This is a genomic window from Defluviimonas sp. SAOS-178_SWC, from assembly GCF_039830135.1.
Classification (GTDB): Bacteria; Pseudomonadota; Alphaproteobacteria; order Rhodobacterales; family Rhodobacteraceae; genus Albidovulum.
In genome coordinates, this window is record NZ_CP156081.1 from 684,483 (window position 1) to 698,112 (window position 13,630).

Below are 13,630 nucleotides of genomic sequence, written 5' to 3' on the forward strand. Positions count from 1 at the left end.
GCGGTTAACCGGGCAGCGGGGATGCGATCAGAAAAGCGGCCGCGGGGTGCAAGATCCCGGCCATCGCGATCGACAGCCCCATCGGAAAGCCCGTGCTTCCCGAGATCGACTTCCAGCCGAGCCGATGGGCGGCCGGAATCCGTCTGAGGCCGAGGACGATGACGATCCCCGCCAGCATCGAGGCCGAAAAGACGTAGCCGAAAAGCGGCATCGTCGGGACCGGCACGAAAAGGAGCAGGGCCGACAGCATCTTCACGTCGCCACCGCCGAAAAGCCGTAGGCAGAAAGCGCCGAAGCCGAGCACAAAGATCGTGCCCGCGACCGCGATCCGCACGAGCAGATCGTCAGGGGGGGCCACAACCGCAACCAGTCCGAAGACCGCCAGCGCGATGAGGCTGAGCACGTTCGGGATCCGCATCCGGCTCAGATCGGCATAGGCCACCACAACAAGGAGTGGCGCAATCAGGAGGAGCGGGATCAACGGCGCCATGGTTCAGGCGCAGCGCAGGTCGGACAGTGCGGAATCGTCCGGCCGCGCCCGGAGGAGGTTGAAGACCAGTTCCGCCAGCCCCGATGTCTCGGTCTTCGCATAGATGCTGCGCAGGTGCGACCGCACCGTCGCCTCCGAAACGCTGAGTTCCTCGGCCACGCCCAGAACCGAAAGCCCACGGCTGAGAAGCAGGCAGACCCGGAATTCGGCCCTGCTCAGCTTCGCCGGGTTGGAGGGGCCCAGAAGCATTTTCTGGCCGGGCCGAACGTCGCCCGTCTCTTGCGCGATGCGGTGATTGACGACCGTCCGCGTCACGAGTCCGACCTGACGGCTCGCCCAGGTCCGCGCCATCGTCGGCAGCACGACGCCCAGCGCCGACTGCGTTGCGATCGACATCCGCTCACCGAAATGCAGTTCGATATGGTCGCGCGTCGTCGGGCCGCTGGCGAGCACGAGGACGGCGAATTCGACCATTCCGCGCCGCGCCTGCCAGATTTCAAGCGCCGGGTCGGTGTCCTGGCTGCCATCGTGCATCGAGGCCAGCCAGACAGAAGCAGGACGCGGCCGTGCCAGATGGCGTCCGAAATGCCCGTCTGCGAAGGAGGCTTTCAGCGGCGAACTGCTGCGCTCTGCCAGATTGTCCCAGATCGCGATCCGGGCCGGGCGAAGATCGTTGAGATGCGTCCTGACCAGCATTCCGGCTTCGGCCCCCAGTCCCGACGCCAGCGCCGCGAAAGCATCTTGCAGCGAGAATTCCCCATGAAGCGCGTCACACCAATCCGCGATAGCTTCGATGACTTTGGATTCAAGATATCCGTTTGCCGGCGCCCCCCCGTGCGGCTCTTCGAAATACGCCTGCTTCATTTGTCACCCCGCACCAAATACCCGACGGGAAACAATCCCGTAAAACCATGGACCAATCGGACCGCGTCCGACGTTCATTCAAATTGGAAAGGCACCCACACCTGTCCCCCTGAAGAAAGTCTCCACTAGTGTCGCTGTTCAGTCAAATGGTTGCCGCGTTTCCCGCCCTGGACGATGAATAAATCAACCTTGGGTAGAAAAATATCATTCGATAAAAATGCATTCGGAAAAATTTTTGCGAATTGTTGAAAAGTTAACGAGAATCGTGCTTCCGAATCTGAAGGAAATACAAACCTCACCCCGCTATATAGCGCATATAACGGATAACGACGGGGCCGAGCGTTAAAAGAAGGAGGGCGGGCAGCATCAGCGACGCCATGACGCCCGACATTTTCACGGGCAGCTTGTTGGCCATTTCCTGGGCGCGGAATTCGCGGTTGCGGCGCATCTCGCTGGCATAGGTGGTGAGCGTTTCGGACATGCTGGTGCCGAACTTCATCGACTGCAACACGACATTGGCAAAGGCGGTGACCTCGTCCACGCCGGTCCGCCCGGCCATGTCGAGAAGCGCGCGGTCGCGTGACCGGCCCGCCTGGATCTCGCGCTGCGCCGCCAGCATCTCTCCGGCGATCGCCGGCGCGGTCTTTTCCAGCTCATTGCCGACCCGGATCATCGCGGCGTCGAACCCCAGCCCGGCCTCGACCGAGATCTGGATCAGGTCGAGCGCGTTCGGAAAGCTCTCCTCGATGGCGCGCCGCCGCTCCTGCGCGCGGGATCTGAGGCCAATGGCCGGTCCGAAGAATCCGATGCCCACCAGAACGCTGAGGATCTGGAAGATGCGCACCTGGCTCAGGCTTCCAATCCTCGAATCCAGGGCTTCAGGCAACGAAATCATCCCGGTTCTTGCCGCCCAGATAAGCGCAAGCAGGGCGGCCGGCAGGATGATCCCGAAACCGAGTCTAAGCAGGTAGTAGTTCCGCACCGAATGCGGCCCGGTGAACCCGGCAAGGGCAAGCTGGCGCTCGACCTCGGTCCGTTCCTTGCGGTCTGAGGGGATCAGCGTCTTCATCAGGCCCTTGGGATCGGCGCTCTTGTGGCGCAGCAGGCCGGCATCATCGGCGATCGGGCGGCGGCGGGCTTGCGCCTCCATCCTGCGCAGGACCGGGTCCTTGCCCGCCATCGTGCCGGACAAGCCGAAGACGACCAGCATCGCGCCGATGCCGGTGCCGAGAACGATCAGCGTCTGCGGCGTCAGGCCGGCATTCAGAAGGAAGGTTGCGAGTGCGTCGAACATGACTGTCCCTCCGGGGTCAGAACCTGAAATTCACCAGCCGCCGCATGACCAGGTAGTTGGCCACGACGAGGACACCGACCACGATGGCGAACGGCTTGAAGAGCGGATCGCCGCTGACATCGGCATAATACCCCGGCGCCGTGATCGAGGTGGCGCCAAGGATCACCAGCGGAAGGCAGGACAGGAAGATCGAGGTCAACCGCCCTTCCGCCGAGATCGCCTTGATCCGCCGCCGCATCGACAGCCGGTCCCGGATCACCTTTGCCAGCGTGTCGAGGACACGCGCGAGGTTGCCGCCGGTGCCGTGCTGGATCGCGATCGCGACGGCAAGGTAGCGCGCATCCTCAAGCCCGGTCCGCTCGGCAAAGTCCATCACCGCGTCGACCAGATCGTCGCCGTAGCTGATCTGATCGACCATGACGCCGAATTCCGTCGCAACCGGATCCTTCATGTCGCTGGCGACCGAGGCGATCGTCGCGTTCAGCGGATGACCGACCGTGAGGCCCCGCGCCATGAGGTCGAGCGCCTCGGGGAGTTGGGTAACGAGTGCGGCCATCCGGCGATTCCGAAGGACGTGGACCCGGATGACGGGCAGGACGAGGCAAAAGACAATCGCGATGCCCGCCGCCAGCCATGCCGGAAGGACGGTGGACGCCGCCAACGCCACGACGGCGGCGCCACCTGCCGAGAGCGTCAGGAACAACCCCGGGCGAATCGTCAGTCCGGCCTTGCGCAGATCCGCCGGCAGGTTCCCGATAAGCGGCAGTCCCGCAAGCTGCCAACCGTCGCGGTCCGGCTTCAGAAGGCGCAGGAGCTCCTCGGTCGATGCCCCTTCCGCGATCATCCGCATCCGCCGGTTTCGTGCCTCCGACAGGCTTTCGCTCCGCGTGACAAGCTGCCGGATCCCTTCGAACGTCATGAGGACGCCAAGGAAGACGCCGACATAGACCAGCGACGACCAGTCGAATTCCGTCAGGGGGGTCATGCGCTTGCTCCGCTGTTCATGAAGAGGTCGCTGCTGAGGTCGACCCCCGCCTGAATCAGCCGGTCGTAGCACTTCGGCCGGATGCCCGTTGCGATGAACTCACCCGTGATCGCGCCGGTTTCCGATACCCCGGTTTTGCGGAAGACGTAGATGTCCTGCATGGTGATCGTGTTACCCTCCATCCCGGTGATCTCGGAAATGCTCATCACCCGGCGCGAGCCGTCGCTCAGGCGATTGAGCTGCACGACCATGTCGAGGCCCGACGCGATCTGCGAGCGGATCGCCGAGACCGGGAAGTCGAGGCCGATCATCGTCACCATCTGCTCGATCCGGCCAAGCGCGTCGCGGGCGGTATTGGCATGCACCGTGGTCATGGACCCTTCATGCCCGGTGTTCATGGCCTGGAGCATGTCGAAGGTTTCGGCCCCCCGGACCTCGCCGACGATGATCCGGTCCGGCCGCATCCGGAGCGCGTTGCGGACAAGGTCGCGCTGGGTGACGGCCCCGGTCCCCGTCGGGCTTGCCGGGCGGGTCTCCAGCCGGACGACATGATCCTGCTGGAGCTGAAGCTCCGCCGCGTCCTCGATCGTCACCACCCGTTCGCGCGCACCGATATGAGACGAAAGCGCGTTCAGCATCGTCGTCTTGCCGGACCCGGTGCCGCCGGAAATCAGCACGTTCATCCGCGCCTGCACGAGGCCTGTCAGAAGGGCGGCGGCTTGCGGGTTGAGCGTTCCGATCTCGACCATCCGCTCCATCGTCAGCGGATTGCGCGAGAACTTGCGGATCGAAACCGACGGACCGTCGACCGCGCAGGGTCGGATGATCGCGTTGACCCGGCTTCCGTCCTCAAGCCGCGCATCGACCCAGGGGGTGGATTCGTCCACCCGCCGCCCGATCCGGCTGACGATCTTGTCGATGATACGCAGAAGATGGCGTTCGTCGCGGAAGCGGACCTTGCTTTTCTCCAGAACCCCGAAGCGTTCGACATAAACGTTCCGGTGCGAGTTCACGAGGATGTCGTTGATCGTTGGATCGGCGAGCAAGGGTTCCAGCGGGCCGAAGCCGAGAACCTCGTCCAGAAGCTCGTCGACGAGCTTCTTGAACTCCTCGGCCCGCATCGGCCGGCCCTCGTCGCTCAGGACCTGCGATACCAGCGCCGCCACCTCGCGGCGCAGCTCCTCGGGCTGGACCTTGTCTATGACGGCGAGGTTCAGCCGGTCGAGCAGCACGTCGTGCAGGTGGCTTTTCAGTTCGAGACGGGCGGTCAGCTCCGCCTCCTGCGGGGTCTGTTCCGGCGCGGCAGGCACGGGGCGGGCAATCTTCGCGCCAAGCTCGACGACATTCGATCCTGACGGCTTTTCGGAACGGGTAAAATGCCTGAACACGGCCGTTTCTCCTTATGACTTGTTTTGCTGAGCGGTGGCGGCGAAGCCGCTCCGGGTCGATTGGGCCAGCCGGGCCATCGCCTTGCCGAGCGCCGAACGGGGGGCGACGCGCGACAGGGGCTGCCCCCGGTCGGCGGCTGCGGCGGCGGAGTGCGGATCATGCGGCAGCCAGTGGTCGAGCGGCCGGTCAAGCACCTTCGCCGCCTCGCGCTGCAACCGGGAGCGCAGCAGTGGGCGGCGTTGGTGGTTGATCACGATCTTGACCGGCAGGGCGGGATTGTCCTGCGTGAAGAACTCGATCAGCCGACGGCAATGGCGGACCGAGGACACCGAGATATCGGTGACGACCATGAATTCGTCGGCGCGTTCGACAATGGGTTCGATCCAGCCGACGAGCGCGCGCGGCAGATCGACGACGACGTAATCATAGCTGCCGCGAAGCGTGTCGAGGATCGCCGCGACCTGATCGGGCCTGAGCGAGTCGAGCGGCGCGAATTTCGAAGGCGCCGCCAGAACCGAAAGCCCGTTCTTCATCACGACCATCGACTGGTCGAGGAAATTGGCGTCCGGGATCGTCCCGTCGAGGGCGAGTTGCAGGAGCGTGTCCTGTTCCCCGAGATCGAGAAACGATCCAATGGTTCCGAATTGAAGATCGAAATCCACGATCGCCACCTTCGGGCGCGCCTCGCGTTTCCGAAGGCCGGCGCCGGAGGCAAGCTGGTCGGCGAGGTTGACGGCGACCGTCGTCGACCCGACCCCGCCGCGCGCCTGCGCCACCGCGATGATCCGGCCGGCGCGATTGCCCGCGCTCCCCTTCTGGCGACCGAGCCGCGTGACCTGGCGGTCGACGCCGCCCTCCGCCGTCGGCAGCGGCAGGACCTCGTCCACGCCGGCATTCGACAGCGCCCGCGCCTGACTCAGAGAGATGTTCCCGTCGGCCAGCGCCACGAGTTTCGTGCCGGTTCGCCGGTGTGCGACAAGATCGCGAATCGCGGTCAGGTCGCCCTGATCGTCCGGGCTGGTCTGGAAAAGGATGACGTCATAGTCGGCCATCGCCTTGACCGCCCGCCCGTTCATCCCGGCCAGCGTGGAGGTATGCGTGTCGACCCGCACCCCGGGATCGGCGGCAAGGGATCGTCCGATCGCGTCCGAGACGCTGGCAGCTGGGGCAATCACGAGCATGGATCTGGTCGTCACAGTCATTTTCTCATCCTTCCGCCGGGCCGGTTGCCCGCGCACACTCATCCGTTCTCACCAAGGTCGAGGTCTTCGCCCGGCAATGACATGCTCATCACCGGGAAGGGCAGGGTACCGGCGGGACCGGTGCCCGTGCCCCCCGTCGCCAGCGCCGCGAGGCCGGCAAGCGGGGTCACGAACTGGAAATTCAGGTTCTGGATCTCGACCGTGACGACCGGCACGTAGGGGCCGCCGAGGAAATTCAGGGCCGGGTCGAAGTCGTATCTGAAGCTCAGGTTGGCAGTCGTGGCGCCCGCGGGCATCAGGGGCGAGATCGCCGCCCATATTTCGTTCACGACCAGCGGGTCGCCGGTCAGCCCCGTGCAGGCTGCGGACTGTGCCACGCAGATCGTTCCGCCCCCCGCCGAACAGGCCGTGCCGAACCGGGGCGGCGTCGTATTGGGCGGTACCGTGCCCCGGCGGTTCGTCGGCAACAGGCCGGCGCAAGCGGCGGGCCTCACCGCCGCGACGCGGCTTGCAATCTGCACCGCCTTGTCCGCCATCACGTATTCCGCCCCCATGCGGCCGAAGTCGACCAGCCCGAAGAAGAGCAGCAGGAACAGCGGCAACATCAGCGCAAGCTCTACCAGCGCCGTCCCATCCTCCTCCCGAGCGAAACGCCGCGCGGCTTGGGCGATATGGCACAGCACACTCATGAGCCATACACCCGTGCCGAGTCCGAGATTGTCGTCGTGAAGGTCGCGATGGCCGCCCCCCCGACCAGGGCAAAGATGTTTGAGAACGGCATCTGAATCTCGACGTCGGCCTCCACCGTCACCACGGCCACCGGAGAGGCGCGATATCCGCTGTTGTTGCAATGGATACTCGGCAAAACCACGCGGACATCCGTTACGGTGATTGCGCCAGGCAGGAAGAAAGCGCCCAGATCCTTGTTCTTGAGAGCAGGCACCAGATTGGTATAGGGCGCGATAGCAGAGGTCGTTGAACCCGTCGCGCAGATGTTCATGGGCACGACCCTGGCGAGGTAGCGGGTGGCGTCGCGCACGCCGCCGATCGCGCTCTGAAAGCCGATCATGATGCGTGCACTCTCCACGATCATCGCGAACACGAGGAGCATCATCGGCAGGACCAGCGCGAATTCGACCAGCGCGGCGCCACGCTCTTCGCGGGCGAAGCGGAGAAGCGGCGTGATTGGCGATGTCATGCGTCTTGCCATCCGATCACCTGTAAAGCTGCACGACATCGTGGATGATCCCCGCCGATCCGCCGCTGCCGCCATTCCCGCCGGCCGATCCGATGATCTCGGCGTAGATGTCGAGCGACGAGACCGAGCCGCCATTGTCGACGACGGGTTCCGTGATGAACATCTTGACGAACTGGTGGACCGGCACAGCCTGCGCGCTTCCGCTGATCGGATTTGCCGCGCAGTCGATCCCGGCCGCGATGATCACGCGGCGCTCGGGGTCGGGCGCCTGGTTGGGCGAGCACATCGGGCGGCCGGTTTCCGAAAGGCCGGTCAGGATGGAACTGCTGGAGCCGGCTCCGCCTGCCGATGCGATCTCGGCCAGATAATATTCGTAGCGCGTCGTTGCGCCCGGATGCGGGTCGGTGCCCCCGTAGTTCTTCGTCACATAGGCCGCCCGCCCGGTTGACCATGTGCCGTCACCGTAGGGGGCGCAGCCGGGGAAGCAATCGTCCCGGGGAATGGCCAGCGTGTCGGTGGTCGGTTGCGGGTTGTTCCAGTTGCACGAATTGCCGCCCGACGTTTCCAGTCCCTTGATGACATTCGGCGCCGGCGCGAAGACAGGATTGTTCATCTCGTTCTTCATCGCGCCGGTCCACATGTCGAAGCGGGTGTTCAGCGCCGCATTGGTGATGCCGACCTTCTGGCCCGGTTCTGTATCGACCCCGCGCTGCGCGAAGCACTGGGTGATGCTGCCAACGGCGCCAAGGACGCAGCGCAGCATCGGCCCGGTGCCGCCTGCCCCGGCACAGTTCCCTGTGGAATCGAGCGCAAGCGTCGAGGGTTCGAGGAAACCGAAATTGCCCGGCCCCCAGGCCGCACCTTGACCGCCGGACCGCAGCCGGATCATGTCGCCGATGGTGGCGGGGTCCGAAGCATCGAAGGTCGGGCCGGGGATGCAGAACATCATCGGCGTGATGTCGCAGGCATATTGGGTGAACCCGGCCACTGCCGTCGCACCGACGTTGGGATCGACCCGTGCTGAACCGGTCAGCACCTGCAGCGCGGCACCGAACGTATAGGGCACGGTCTTCGGCTCCAGCGTGACGCGGGCGTAGATCGCGTTTCTGGGCGCGGGCGGATTCGGATTGGGCGCCGGCGGCAGGGGGGTCGTGTCATTGCCCGGCAGGGCGGCAAAGAAATCGAGTGTGAAGTCGGCAGATGTCAGCGCCTGCGCGCCCAGGCCGAAGGTCTGGCTGTCGGCGATCAGGTTTGTCGCCGCATTCCTGGCGCGGATGATCGAGTCAGGGCGGCCGTCAAGCTCTCCGGCCGCTGCAAGAGCCACGTGATCGGCGTAAGCCTGCAACTCGGACTGCGTCGCGGCGACGCGGCCGATGTCGAAGGACAGCGCAACCATGCCAAGCACCACCGCCAGCGCCATGGCCCAGAAGACCAGAATGGCGCCGTCCTCGTCCTTCGCGAAGGTCCCGGTGTCGCGGTTGTTCGTCATGGTGCGCCCCGGTTCCGTCACTCGACTTCCACGGTCTCGACCGTGTTGGCACGGCGGACCCGGATCGTGGGCTTGGATTGGGTCGGTTCCGCGACCGGCGACTTTTCGCGCAGGATGTCGGTCAGGCGGATCGAATCGAGCGGCGCGTCGGCCGCATTTTCAAGTGACCGCAGCGACAGGCTGAGCGTGCCGGCCTTCTGGGCCAGCGCCAGCGTCTGGCTTTGTTCCGGGGTCACCTCGACGGTGACGGTCTTGGCCACGCCGGGCTGGTCGTTGTTGCGGTTCGCATCCTGATCGACGCCGATGACGCGGATGTTTTGCAGGATCGTGATGGCGCGCAGCGTTTCGCCGCCGCCCTGGGTCAGAACAATGTCGACACTGTCGCCGGGGGTGACGAAACCGCCGACGGCGGTTTCCGCATCGACCTTGATCGCCATCGCGCGCGAATTCTCGCCGAGGCTTTGGACGATCGTCACCTTTTCTCCGAAGGCCGAGACCTTGGAAGCGAGGATCAGCTCGCCCTGCGCCATCTCGCGCGTGGCGCGGCGCGGCGGCATGCCGGGGGCGGGGACGAGGGTGTCGAGTTCGGTGATGGCACCCGGCGGCAGGGCCGTACGGGGCCAGGACATGACCTGCAGCATCTGGGGCTGGATCGCCTGTCCGAAGGGGATGTCGCGCCCGGCGACGATGACCGAGACGAGCGCCGCCTCGGGATCGGTCGCGGCGACGGCGCGGCTGCGGTCGAGATATTCCCGGGCGCCGAAAGCCGATCCTCCGGCTACGGCGACACCGAGCATGGCGACGAGGATGGAACGGGCTCCCACGGCAGTTCTCCTATTTCCGGTTCCGGATACGGTCCGTTGCGATCTCAGCATCGAAACGGCTTCGTCGGGGCGCCCTGCGGCGCCCCGGAAGCGGCGGCCGACCGAAGTCGGCCGCGAATTGATTACGGGCAGACAGCGACGGTGCCGCCAGTCATCGCGGAACAAGCGCTGTCCATCTGGCCCTCGACGGTCGTGCCGAGGCCGGAGAGAGCGCCGACGCCGACGGTGACGGCCAGCACAAGGGCGACGCCATATTCCACCAGTGTGACGCCTTCGTCGTTGTGACGGAAGGAACGGAGCTTCTTCATCAGAGTTGCGCGCATTGTAATCTCCTCAAACGCGTTCAGATTAGTCCCGGATGGCCCGGGTCAGAGAGACGAACCGAAGGTCAAACTCGCGGCTCACCTTCAGGATTACGGCGGAAATGTGGCGGCGCATCGTCTGGAACGATGAAACTTTCTCCCGAAGGTTGTATTTTCCTTGCGCCTGCGCGGAAATCGGTGGTGCCGCCCGGTCGCCGGATCCGGACTTGCGCGGCGCGGAACGGGCGCCCATCCTGCATGGACGGACCAATGGAACGGGAACGAACACCCATGAAACGATCCGAGATCAACGCCATCCTGAGCGAGGCCGATGCCTTCATCCGCTCTTTCGGATATGCCCTGCCGCCCTTCGCCTACTGGTCGCCCGAGGAGATGCGGGCGGCGATCGCGAACGGCAGCGATCATGCCGCGCGCGGGCTCGGCTGGGATATCACCGACTACGGGCAAGGGCGGTTCGATGAACTCGGTCTCTTTCTCTTCACGGTCCGCAACGGCGATGCCGCAGACCTCTCCAGTGGGCGGGGGATGCTCTATGCCGAGAAGATCATGATCTCCCGCCGCGATCAGCTGAGCCCGATGCACCGCCACAACATCAAGGCCGAGGACATCATCAACCGGGGTGGCGGAACGCTGGTTCTGGAACTCTTCGCGCCGGATGGCGACGGCGGAATCGACCCGGCCTCCGGGGTCGAGGTGCCGGTCGACGGCACGCTCCGCCGCCTGTCCGCAGGCGGACTCCTGAAGCTCGCGCCGGGAGAATCGGTGACGCTGATGCCGGGTATCTGGCATGCGTTTTGGGCCGAGGGCGCCGACGTGCTGATCGGCGAGGTCTCGACCGTCAACGACGACCGCACCGACAACGTCTTCCGCGAGAAGATCGGCCGCTTTCCGTCGGTGGAAGAGGACGTGGCCCCGCTTCACCTTCTCGTCTCGGACTATTCCTGAAGCGCCGGCGTCACCGGCAAGAGCAAAAGCCACTGCCCCGCGCGGTGCCGATCGCCTGTCCCGTCACCGGTATGCATTCTCCTGTTGACAGGCCCAGCCGGGGGCACGTTTGTTGACGCGGGTAACGATGGTGCCGCAGGTTCGCCCGTCAGCGGGTGCGGCAACCGGCAGCGTCAGATCAGGGAGAGTGCGACATGATATTCGGCAAGATCGGGATTTCGGCAATTCTTGTGTTGATCTTTGCGGCTTCCACGGCCGCAGCCGACGAAAGCTGCGCGGCGGGCAAGACGCTGAAAGACGGCGTTTTGACGATCGCCACCGGCAATCCGGCTTATTTCCCCTGGGTGATCGACAACGACCCAGTCAGCGGCAAGGGATTCGAGGCCGCCGTCGCCTACGAGATCGCCGCACGGATGGGGTTCGACCGCGACCATGTGGAATGGACCTCGACCACCTTCGATCAGGCGATCCAGCCGGGCCCGAAGGAGTTCGACTTCAACCTCCAGCAATATTCGATCACCGAAGAGCGCGATCAGACCATCGACTTCTCCGCCCCCTACTACGCGGCGGCGCAGGCGGTTCTCGTGCGGCAGCCCACGGTCGACGGCGGCGCGACGCCGACTCTCGCCTCTCTGAAGGCGTTGAAATGGGGGCTCGCCGCCGGAACGACCGCGCCGGCTTTGGTGCAGGAATTGGTCGCGCCGGACAGCGCGCCGCTCCTGTACGATGAGACGGCCGATACGGCCGAGGCGCTGAAGGCCGGCCAGATCGACGCAACGATGATGGACCTGCCGACCGCGCTTTTTACCGCCGCCGTTCTGCTCGACGACGGTGTGGTGCTTGGCCAGTTCCCGAAGGGGGCGGAGGCGCCGGATTCCTTCGGCCTCGTCTTCGAAGAGGGCAACCCCCTGCGCGACTGCGCCAACGAGGCGATCGCCGCGATGACGGAGGACGGCAAGCTGGCCGCGATCGAGGCCGAGTGGCTACAGGAGGCGACGGGCGTTCCGGTCATCGAGTGACCGCTTGCCCATGACCCCGGACGGAATGAAGGACGCGGCCGCCGGCCTCAAGCCCGTGCGCGGGCCGACGCGGCGCGAGGTGCGGGAAGCGCGGCTGCGGCGGCGGAGCATGCTCATCGCCGCCGCGAGCACGGCGTTTGTCGTCACGCTTGTCGTGGGCCTCGTGCCGATGGCGCCTGGATGGGAGCGGGTCCAGAAATCCTTCTTCAATCCCGACATCTTCGCCGAGACCTTTCCGGGGCTTCTCGGGGCCTTCCTCCTCGATGTGATGATCTTTGCCTGGTGCGCGCCGATGATCGCGGTCCTGGGCCTTGTCATCGCGCTCGCCCGCGACGCCCGCTCGCCCGCGCTTTTCCCGCTCCGGCTCTTCGGGACGATCTACAACGATGTGTTCCGCGGGGTGCCGGTGATCCTCGTGATCTATCTCGTCGGCTTCGGCATTCCCGGTCTCGGTCTGCCACGGCCGTGGAACAGCCCCTATATCTGGGGCACGGTCGCGGTCGTGCTGACCTATTCCGCCTACGTGGCCGAGGTCTACCGGACCGGGATCGAGTCCATTCACGAAAGCCAGCGCGCGGCGGCCACATCGCTCGGCCTCTCGCACTGGGATACGATGCGCTACGTGATCCTGCCGCAGGCGATCCGCCGGGTGATCCCGGCCAACATGAACCTTCTGATCGCGCTTCAGAAGGATGTGGCGCTCCTTTCGTTCATCGGCCCCGTGGAGATCCTGCGCCAAGCGGGCGTCTACAAGTCGATCCACGCGAATTTCACGCCCTATCTCGGCGCGGCCCTGATCTTCCTTGCCGTGACCGTCCCGGCGACCCGAGCCGTCGACCGCATGATCGCCCGCCAGAACAAGGCGCGCAGCTGATGGCGCCCAAGCTGCGGATGATCGAGGTCTGGAAAAGCTTTGGCGCGAACGCGGTCCTGCGCGGCATCGACCTTGAGGTCGATGAAGGGCAGATGGTCTGCCTCATCGGTGCGTCCGGTTCCGGCAAGTCTACGCTCCTGCGCTGCCTGAACCTCTTGGAGCCGGTCGATGACGGCCGGATCCTTCTCGATGGCGCCGACATCACCGACCCCGAGCTTGACCCGCAGCCGATCCGCCAGCGGATCGGGCTGGTGTTCCAGAGCTTCAACCTCTTTCCGCATATGACCGCGCTCGAAAACGTCCTCCTCGCCCCCCGCCGCATTCATCGCAAAAGCCGCGCAGAGCTTCTGCCTGCGGTGCAGGCGCTCTTCTCGCGGTTCGGCCTTGCCGACCGGATGGGGCATTACCCCGACCAGCTCTCCGGCGGCCAGCAGCAGCGCGTGGCGATCATCCGCGCGCTCGCCATGAAACCCGAGGTGATGCTTTTCGATGAGGTGACGTCCGCACTTGACCCGGAACTGGTGGGCGAGGTGCTGGACGTCCTCCGCAGGCTCAAGGCCGAGGGGATGACGATGGTCCTTGCGACGCACGAGATGGCCTTTGCCCGCGAAGTGGCGGACAAGGTCTGTTTTCTTGATGCCGGGCGCATCGTCGAGGAAGGCAGCCCCGCCGAAATCTTCAGCGCCCCGCGCGAGGCGCGCACCCGCGCCTTCCTTGCCCGCGTCCTTTGACGC

General features: G+C 65.2%; 15 protein-coding genes. 4 read left to right on the forward strand and 11 right to left on the reverse strand.

Going from position 1 to position 13,630, the window contains the following annotated elements:
- Window positions 1–4 precede the first annotated feature (4 nt).
- The 11 genes from V5734_RS04225 to V5734_RS04275 all read right to left on the reverse strand — a co-directional run bounded on the left by V5734_RS04225 (window position 5) and on the right by V5734_RS04275 (window position 10,058).
- Window positions 5–490, reverse strand: coding sequence for a prepilin peptidase (locus V5734_RS04225; protein ID WP_347312262.1), 486 nt, complete (start codon window positions 488–490; stop codon window positions 5–7).
- A gap of 3 nt (window positions 491–493) precedes the next feature.
- Window positions 494–1,354 (reverse strand): helix-turn-helix transcriptional regulator, encoded by an 861-nt coding sequence (locus V5734_RS04230; protein WP_347312263.1) that lies wholly within the window; start codon window positions 1,352–1,354, stop codon window positions 494–496.
- Window positions 1,355–1,649: 295 nt separating this feature from the next.
- Window positions 1,650–2,648, reverse strand: coding sequence for a type II secretion system F family protein (locus V5734_RS04235; RefSeq protein ID WP_347312264.1), 999 nt, complete (start codon window positions 2,646–2,648; stop codon window positions 1,650–1,652).
- Between the two features lie 16 nt (window positions 2,649–2,664).
- The gene (locus V5734_RS04240) at window positions 2,665–3,633 is read right to left on the reverse strand and encodes a type II secretion system F family protein (protein ID WP_347312265.1); all 969 of its coding nucleotides are present in this window, start codon (window positions 3,631–3,633) and stop codon (window positions 2,665–2,667) included.
- A complete protein-coding gene (locus V5734_RS04245; protein WP_347312266.1) occupies window positions 3,630–5,021 on the reverse strand; it encodes a CpaF family protein in 1,392 nt (463 codons plus the stop codon). The genes V5734_RS04240 and V5734_RS04245 overlap by 4 nt, the downstream gene beginning before the upstream one ends.
- 12 nt (window positions 5,022–5,033) lie before the next feature.
- Entirely contained in the window at window positions 5,034–6,224 is a 1,191-nt protein-coding gene (locus tag V5734_RS04250) for an AAA family ATPase (RefSeq protein ID WP_347312267.1), read from the reverse strand.
- Window positions 6,225–6,262: 38 nt separating this feature from the next.
- Window positions 6,263–6,913, reverse strand: coding sequence for a TadE/TadG family type IV pilus assembly protein (locus V5734_RS04255; RefSeq protein WP_347312268.1), 651 nt, complete (start codon window positions 6,911–6,913; stop codon window positions 6,263–6,265).
- A complete protein-coding gene (locus V5734_RS04260) occupies window positions 6,910–7,422 on the reverse strand; it encodes a TadE/TadG family type IV pilus assembly protein (protein WP_347312269.1) in 513 nt (170 codons plus the stop codon). Before V5734_RS04260 ends, V5734_RS04255 begins: the two co-directional genes overlap by 4 nt.
- Window positions 7,423–7,438: 16 nt before the next feature.
- Window positions 7,439–8,911 (reverse strand): pilus assembly protein TadG-related protein, encoded by a 1,473-nt coding sequence (locus V5734_RS04265; protein WP_347312270.1) that lies wholly within the window; start codon window positions 8,909–8,911, stop codon window positions 7,439–7,441.
- A gap of 17 nt (window positions 8,912–8,928) precedes the next feature.
- A complete protein-coding gene (gene cpaB / locus V5734_RS04270) occupies window positions 8,929–9,735 on the reverse strand; it encodes a Flp pilus assembly protein CpaB (RefSeq protein ID WP_347312271.1) in 807 nt (268 codons plus the stop codon).
- A gap of 122 nt (window positions 9,736–9,857) precedes the next feature.
- The gene (locus V5734_RS04275) at window positions 9,858–10,058 is read right to left on the reverse strand and encodes a Flp family type IVb pilin (protein ID WP_347312272.1); all 201 of its coding nucleotides are present in this window, start codon (window positions 10,056–10,058) and stop codon (window positions 9,858–9,860) included.
- Between the two features lie 270 nt (window positions 10,059–10,328).
- Between V5734_RS04275 and V5734_RS04280 the strand changes: the two genes are divergently transcribed.
- From V5734_RS04280 to V5734_RS04295, 4 genes are all read left to right on the forward strand, one after another.
- Complete coding sequence (locus tag V5734_RS04280; protein ID WP_347312273.1) at window positions 10,329–11,003, forward strand: D-lyxose/D-mannose family sugar isomerase; 675 nt, start codon at window positions 10,329–10,331, stop codon at window positions 11,001–11,003.
- Window positions 11,004–11,197: 194 nt separating this feature from the next.
- A complete protein-coding gene (locus V5734_RS04285) occupies window positions 11,198–12,022 on the forward strand; it encodes an ABC transporter substrate-binding protein (RefSeq protein ID WP_347312274.1) in 825 nt (274 codons plus the stop codon).
- Window positions 12,023–12,032: 10 nt separating this feature from the next.
- Window positions 12,033–12,896 carry an amino acid ABC transporter permease gene (locus V5734_RS04290; protein WP_347312275.1) on the forward strand — a complete coding sequence of 288 codons (864 nt, stop codon included), beginning with the start codon at window positions 12,033–12,035 and terminating at the stop codon, window positions 12,894–12,896.
- Window positions 12,896–13,627: an amino acid ABC transporter ATP-binding protein gene (locus V5734_RS04295; RefSeq protein ID WP_432759663.1), complete on the forward strand. Its 732-nt coding sequence runs from the start codon at window positions 12,896–12,898 to the stop codon at window positions 13,625–13,627. The genes V5734_RS04290 and V5734_RS04295 overlap by 1 nt, the downstream gene beginning before the upstream one ends.
- The last annotated feature ends 3 nt before the right edge of the window (window positions 13,628–13,630 follow it).

What these genes read in the sequence shown, in the direction of transcription:
- V5734_RS04260 (WP_347312269.1), bottom strand. Translation starts at nt 7,422, where the DNA reads ATGACATCGCCAATCACGCCGCTTCTCCGCTTCGCCCGCGAAGAGCGT.
- V5734_RS04225 (WP_347312262.1), bottom strand. Translation starts at nt 490, where the DNA reads ATGGCGCCGTTGATCCCGCTCCTCCTGATTGCGCCACTCCTTGTTGTG.
- V5734_RS04230 (WP_347312263.1), bottom strand. Translation starts at nt 1,354, where the DNA reads ATGAAGCAGGCGTATTTCGAAGAGCCGCACGGGGGGGCGCCGGCAAAC.
- V5734_RS04285 (WP_347312274.1), top strand. Translation starts at nt 11,198, where the DNA reads ATGATATTCGGCAAGATCGGGATTTCGGCAATTCTTGTGTTGATCTTT.
- V5734_RS04265 (WP_347312270.1), bottom strand. Translation starts at nt 8,911, where the DNA reads ATGACGAACAACCGCGACACCGGGACCTTCGCGAAGGACGAGGACGGC.
- V5734_RS04250 (WP_347312267.1), bottom strand. Translation starts at nt 6,224, where the DNA reads ATGACTGTGACGACCAGATCCATGCTCGTGATTGCCCCAGCTGCCAGC.
- V5734_RS04280 (WP_347312273.1), top strand. Translation starts at nt 10,329, where the DNA reads ATGAAACGATCCGAGATCAACGCCATCCTGAGCGAGGCCGATGCCTTC.
- V5734_RS04275 (WP_347312272.1), bottom strand. Translation starts at nt 10,058, where the DNA reads ATGCGCGCAACTCTGATGAAGAAGCTCCGTTCCTTCCGTCACAACGAC.
- V5734_RS04290 (WP_347312275.1), top strand. Translation starts at nt 12,033, where the DNA reads ATGACCCCGGACGGAATGAAGGACGCGGCCGCCGGCCTCAAGCCCGTG.
- V5734_RS04235 (WP_347312264.1), bottom strand. Translation starts at nt 2,648, where the DNA reads ATGTTCGACGCACTCGCAACCTTCCTTCTGAATGCCGGCCTGACGCCG.
- V5734_RS04295 (WP_432759663.1), top strand. Translation starts at nt 12,896, where the DNA reads ATGGCGCCCAAGCTGCGGATGATCGAGGTCTGGAAAAGCTTTGGCGCG.
- V5734_RS04240 (WP_347312265.1), bottom strand. Translation starts at nt 3,633, where the DNA reads ATGACCCCCCTGACGGAATTCGACTGGTCGTCGCTGGTCTATGTCGGC.
- V5734_RS04255 (WP_347312268.1), bottom strand. Translation starts at nt 6,913, where the DNA reads ATGAGTGTGCTGTGCCATATCGCCCAAGCCGCGCGGCGTTTCGCTCGG.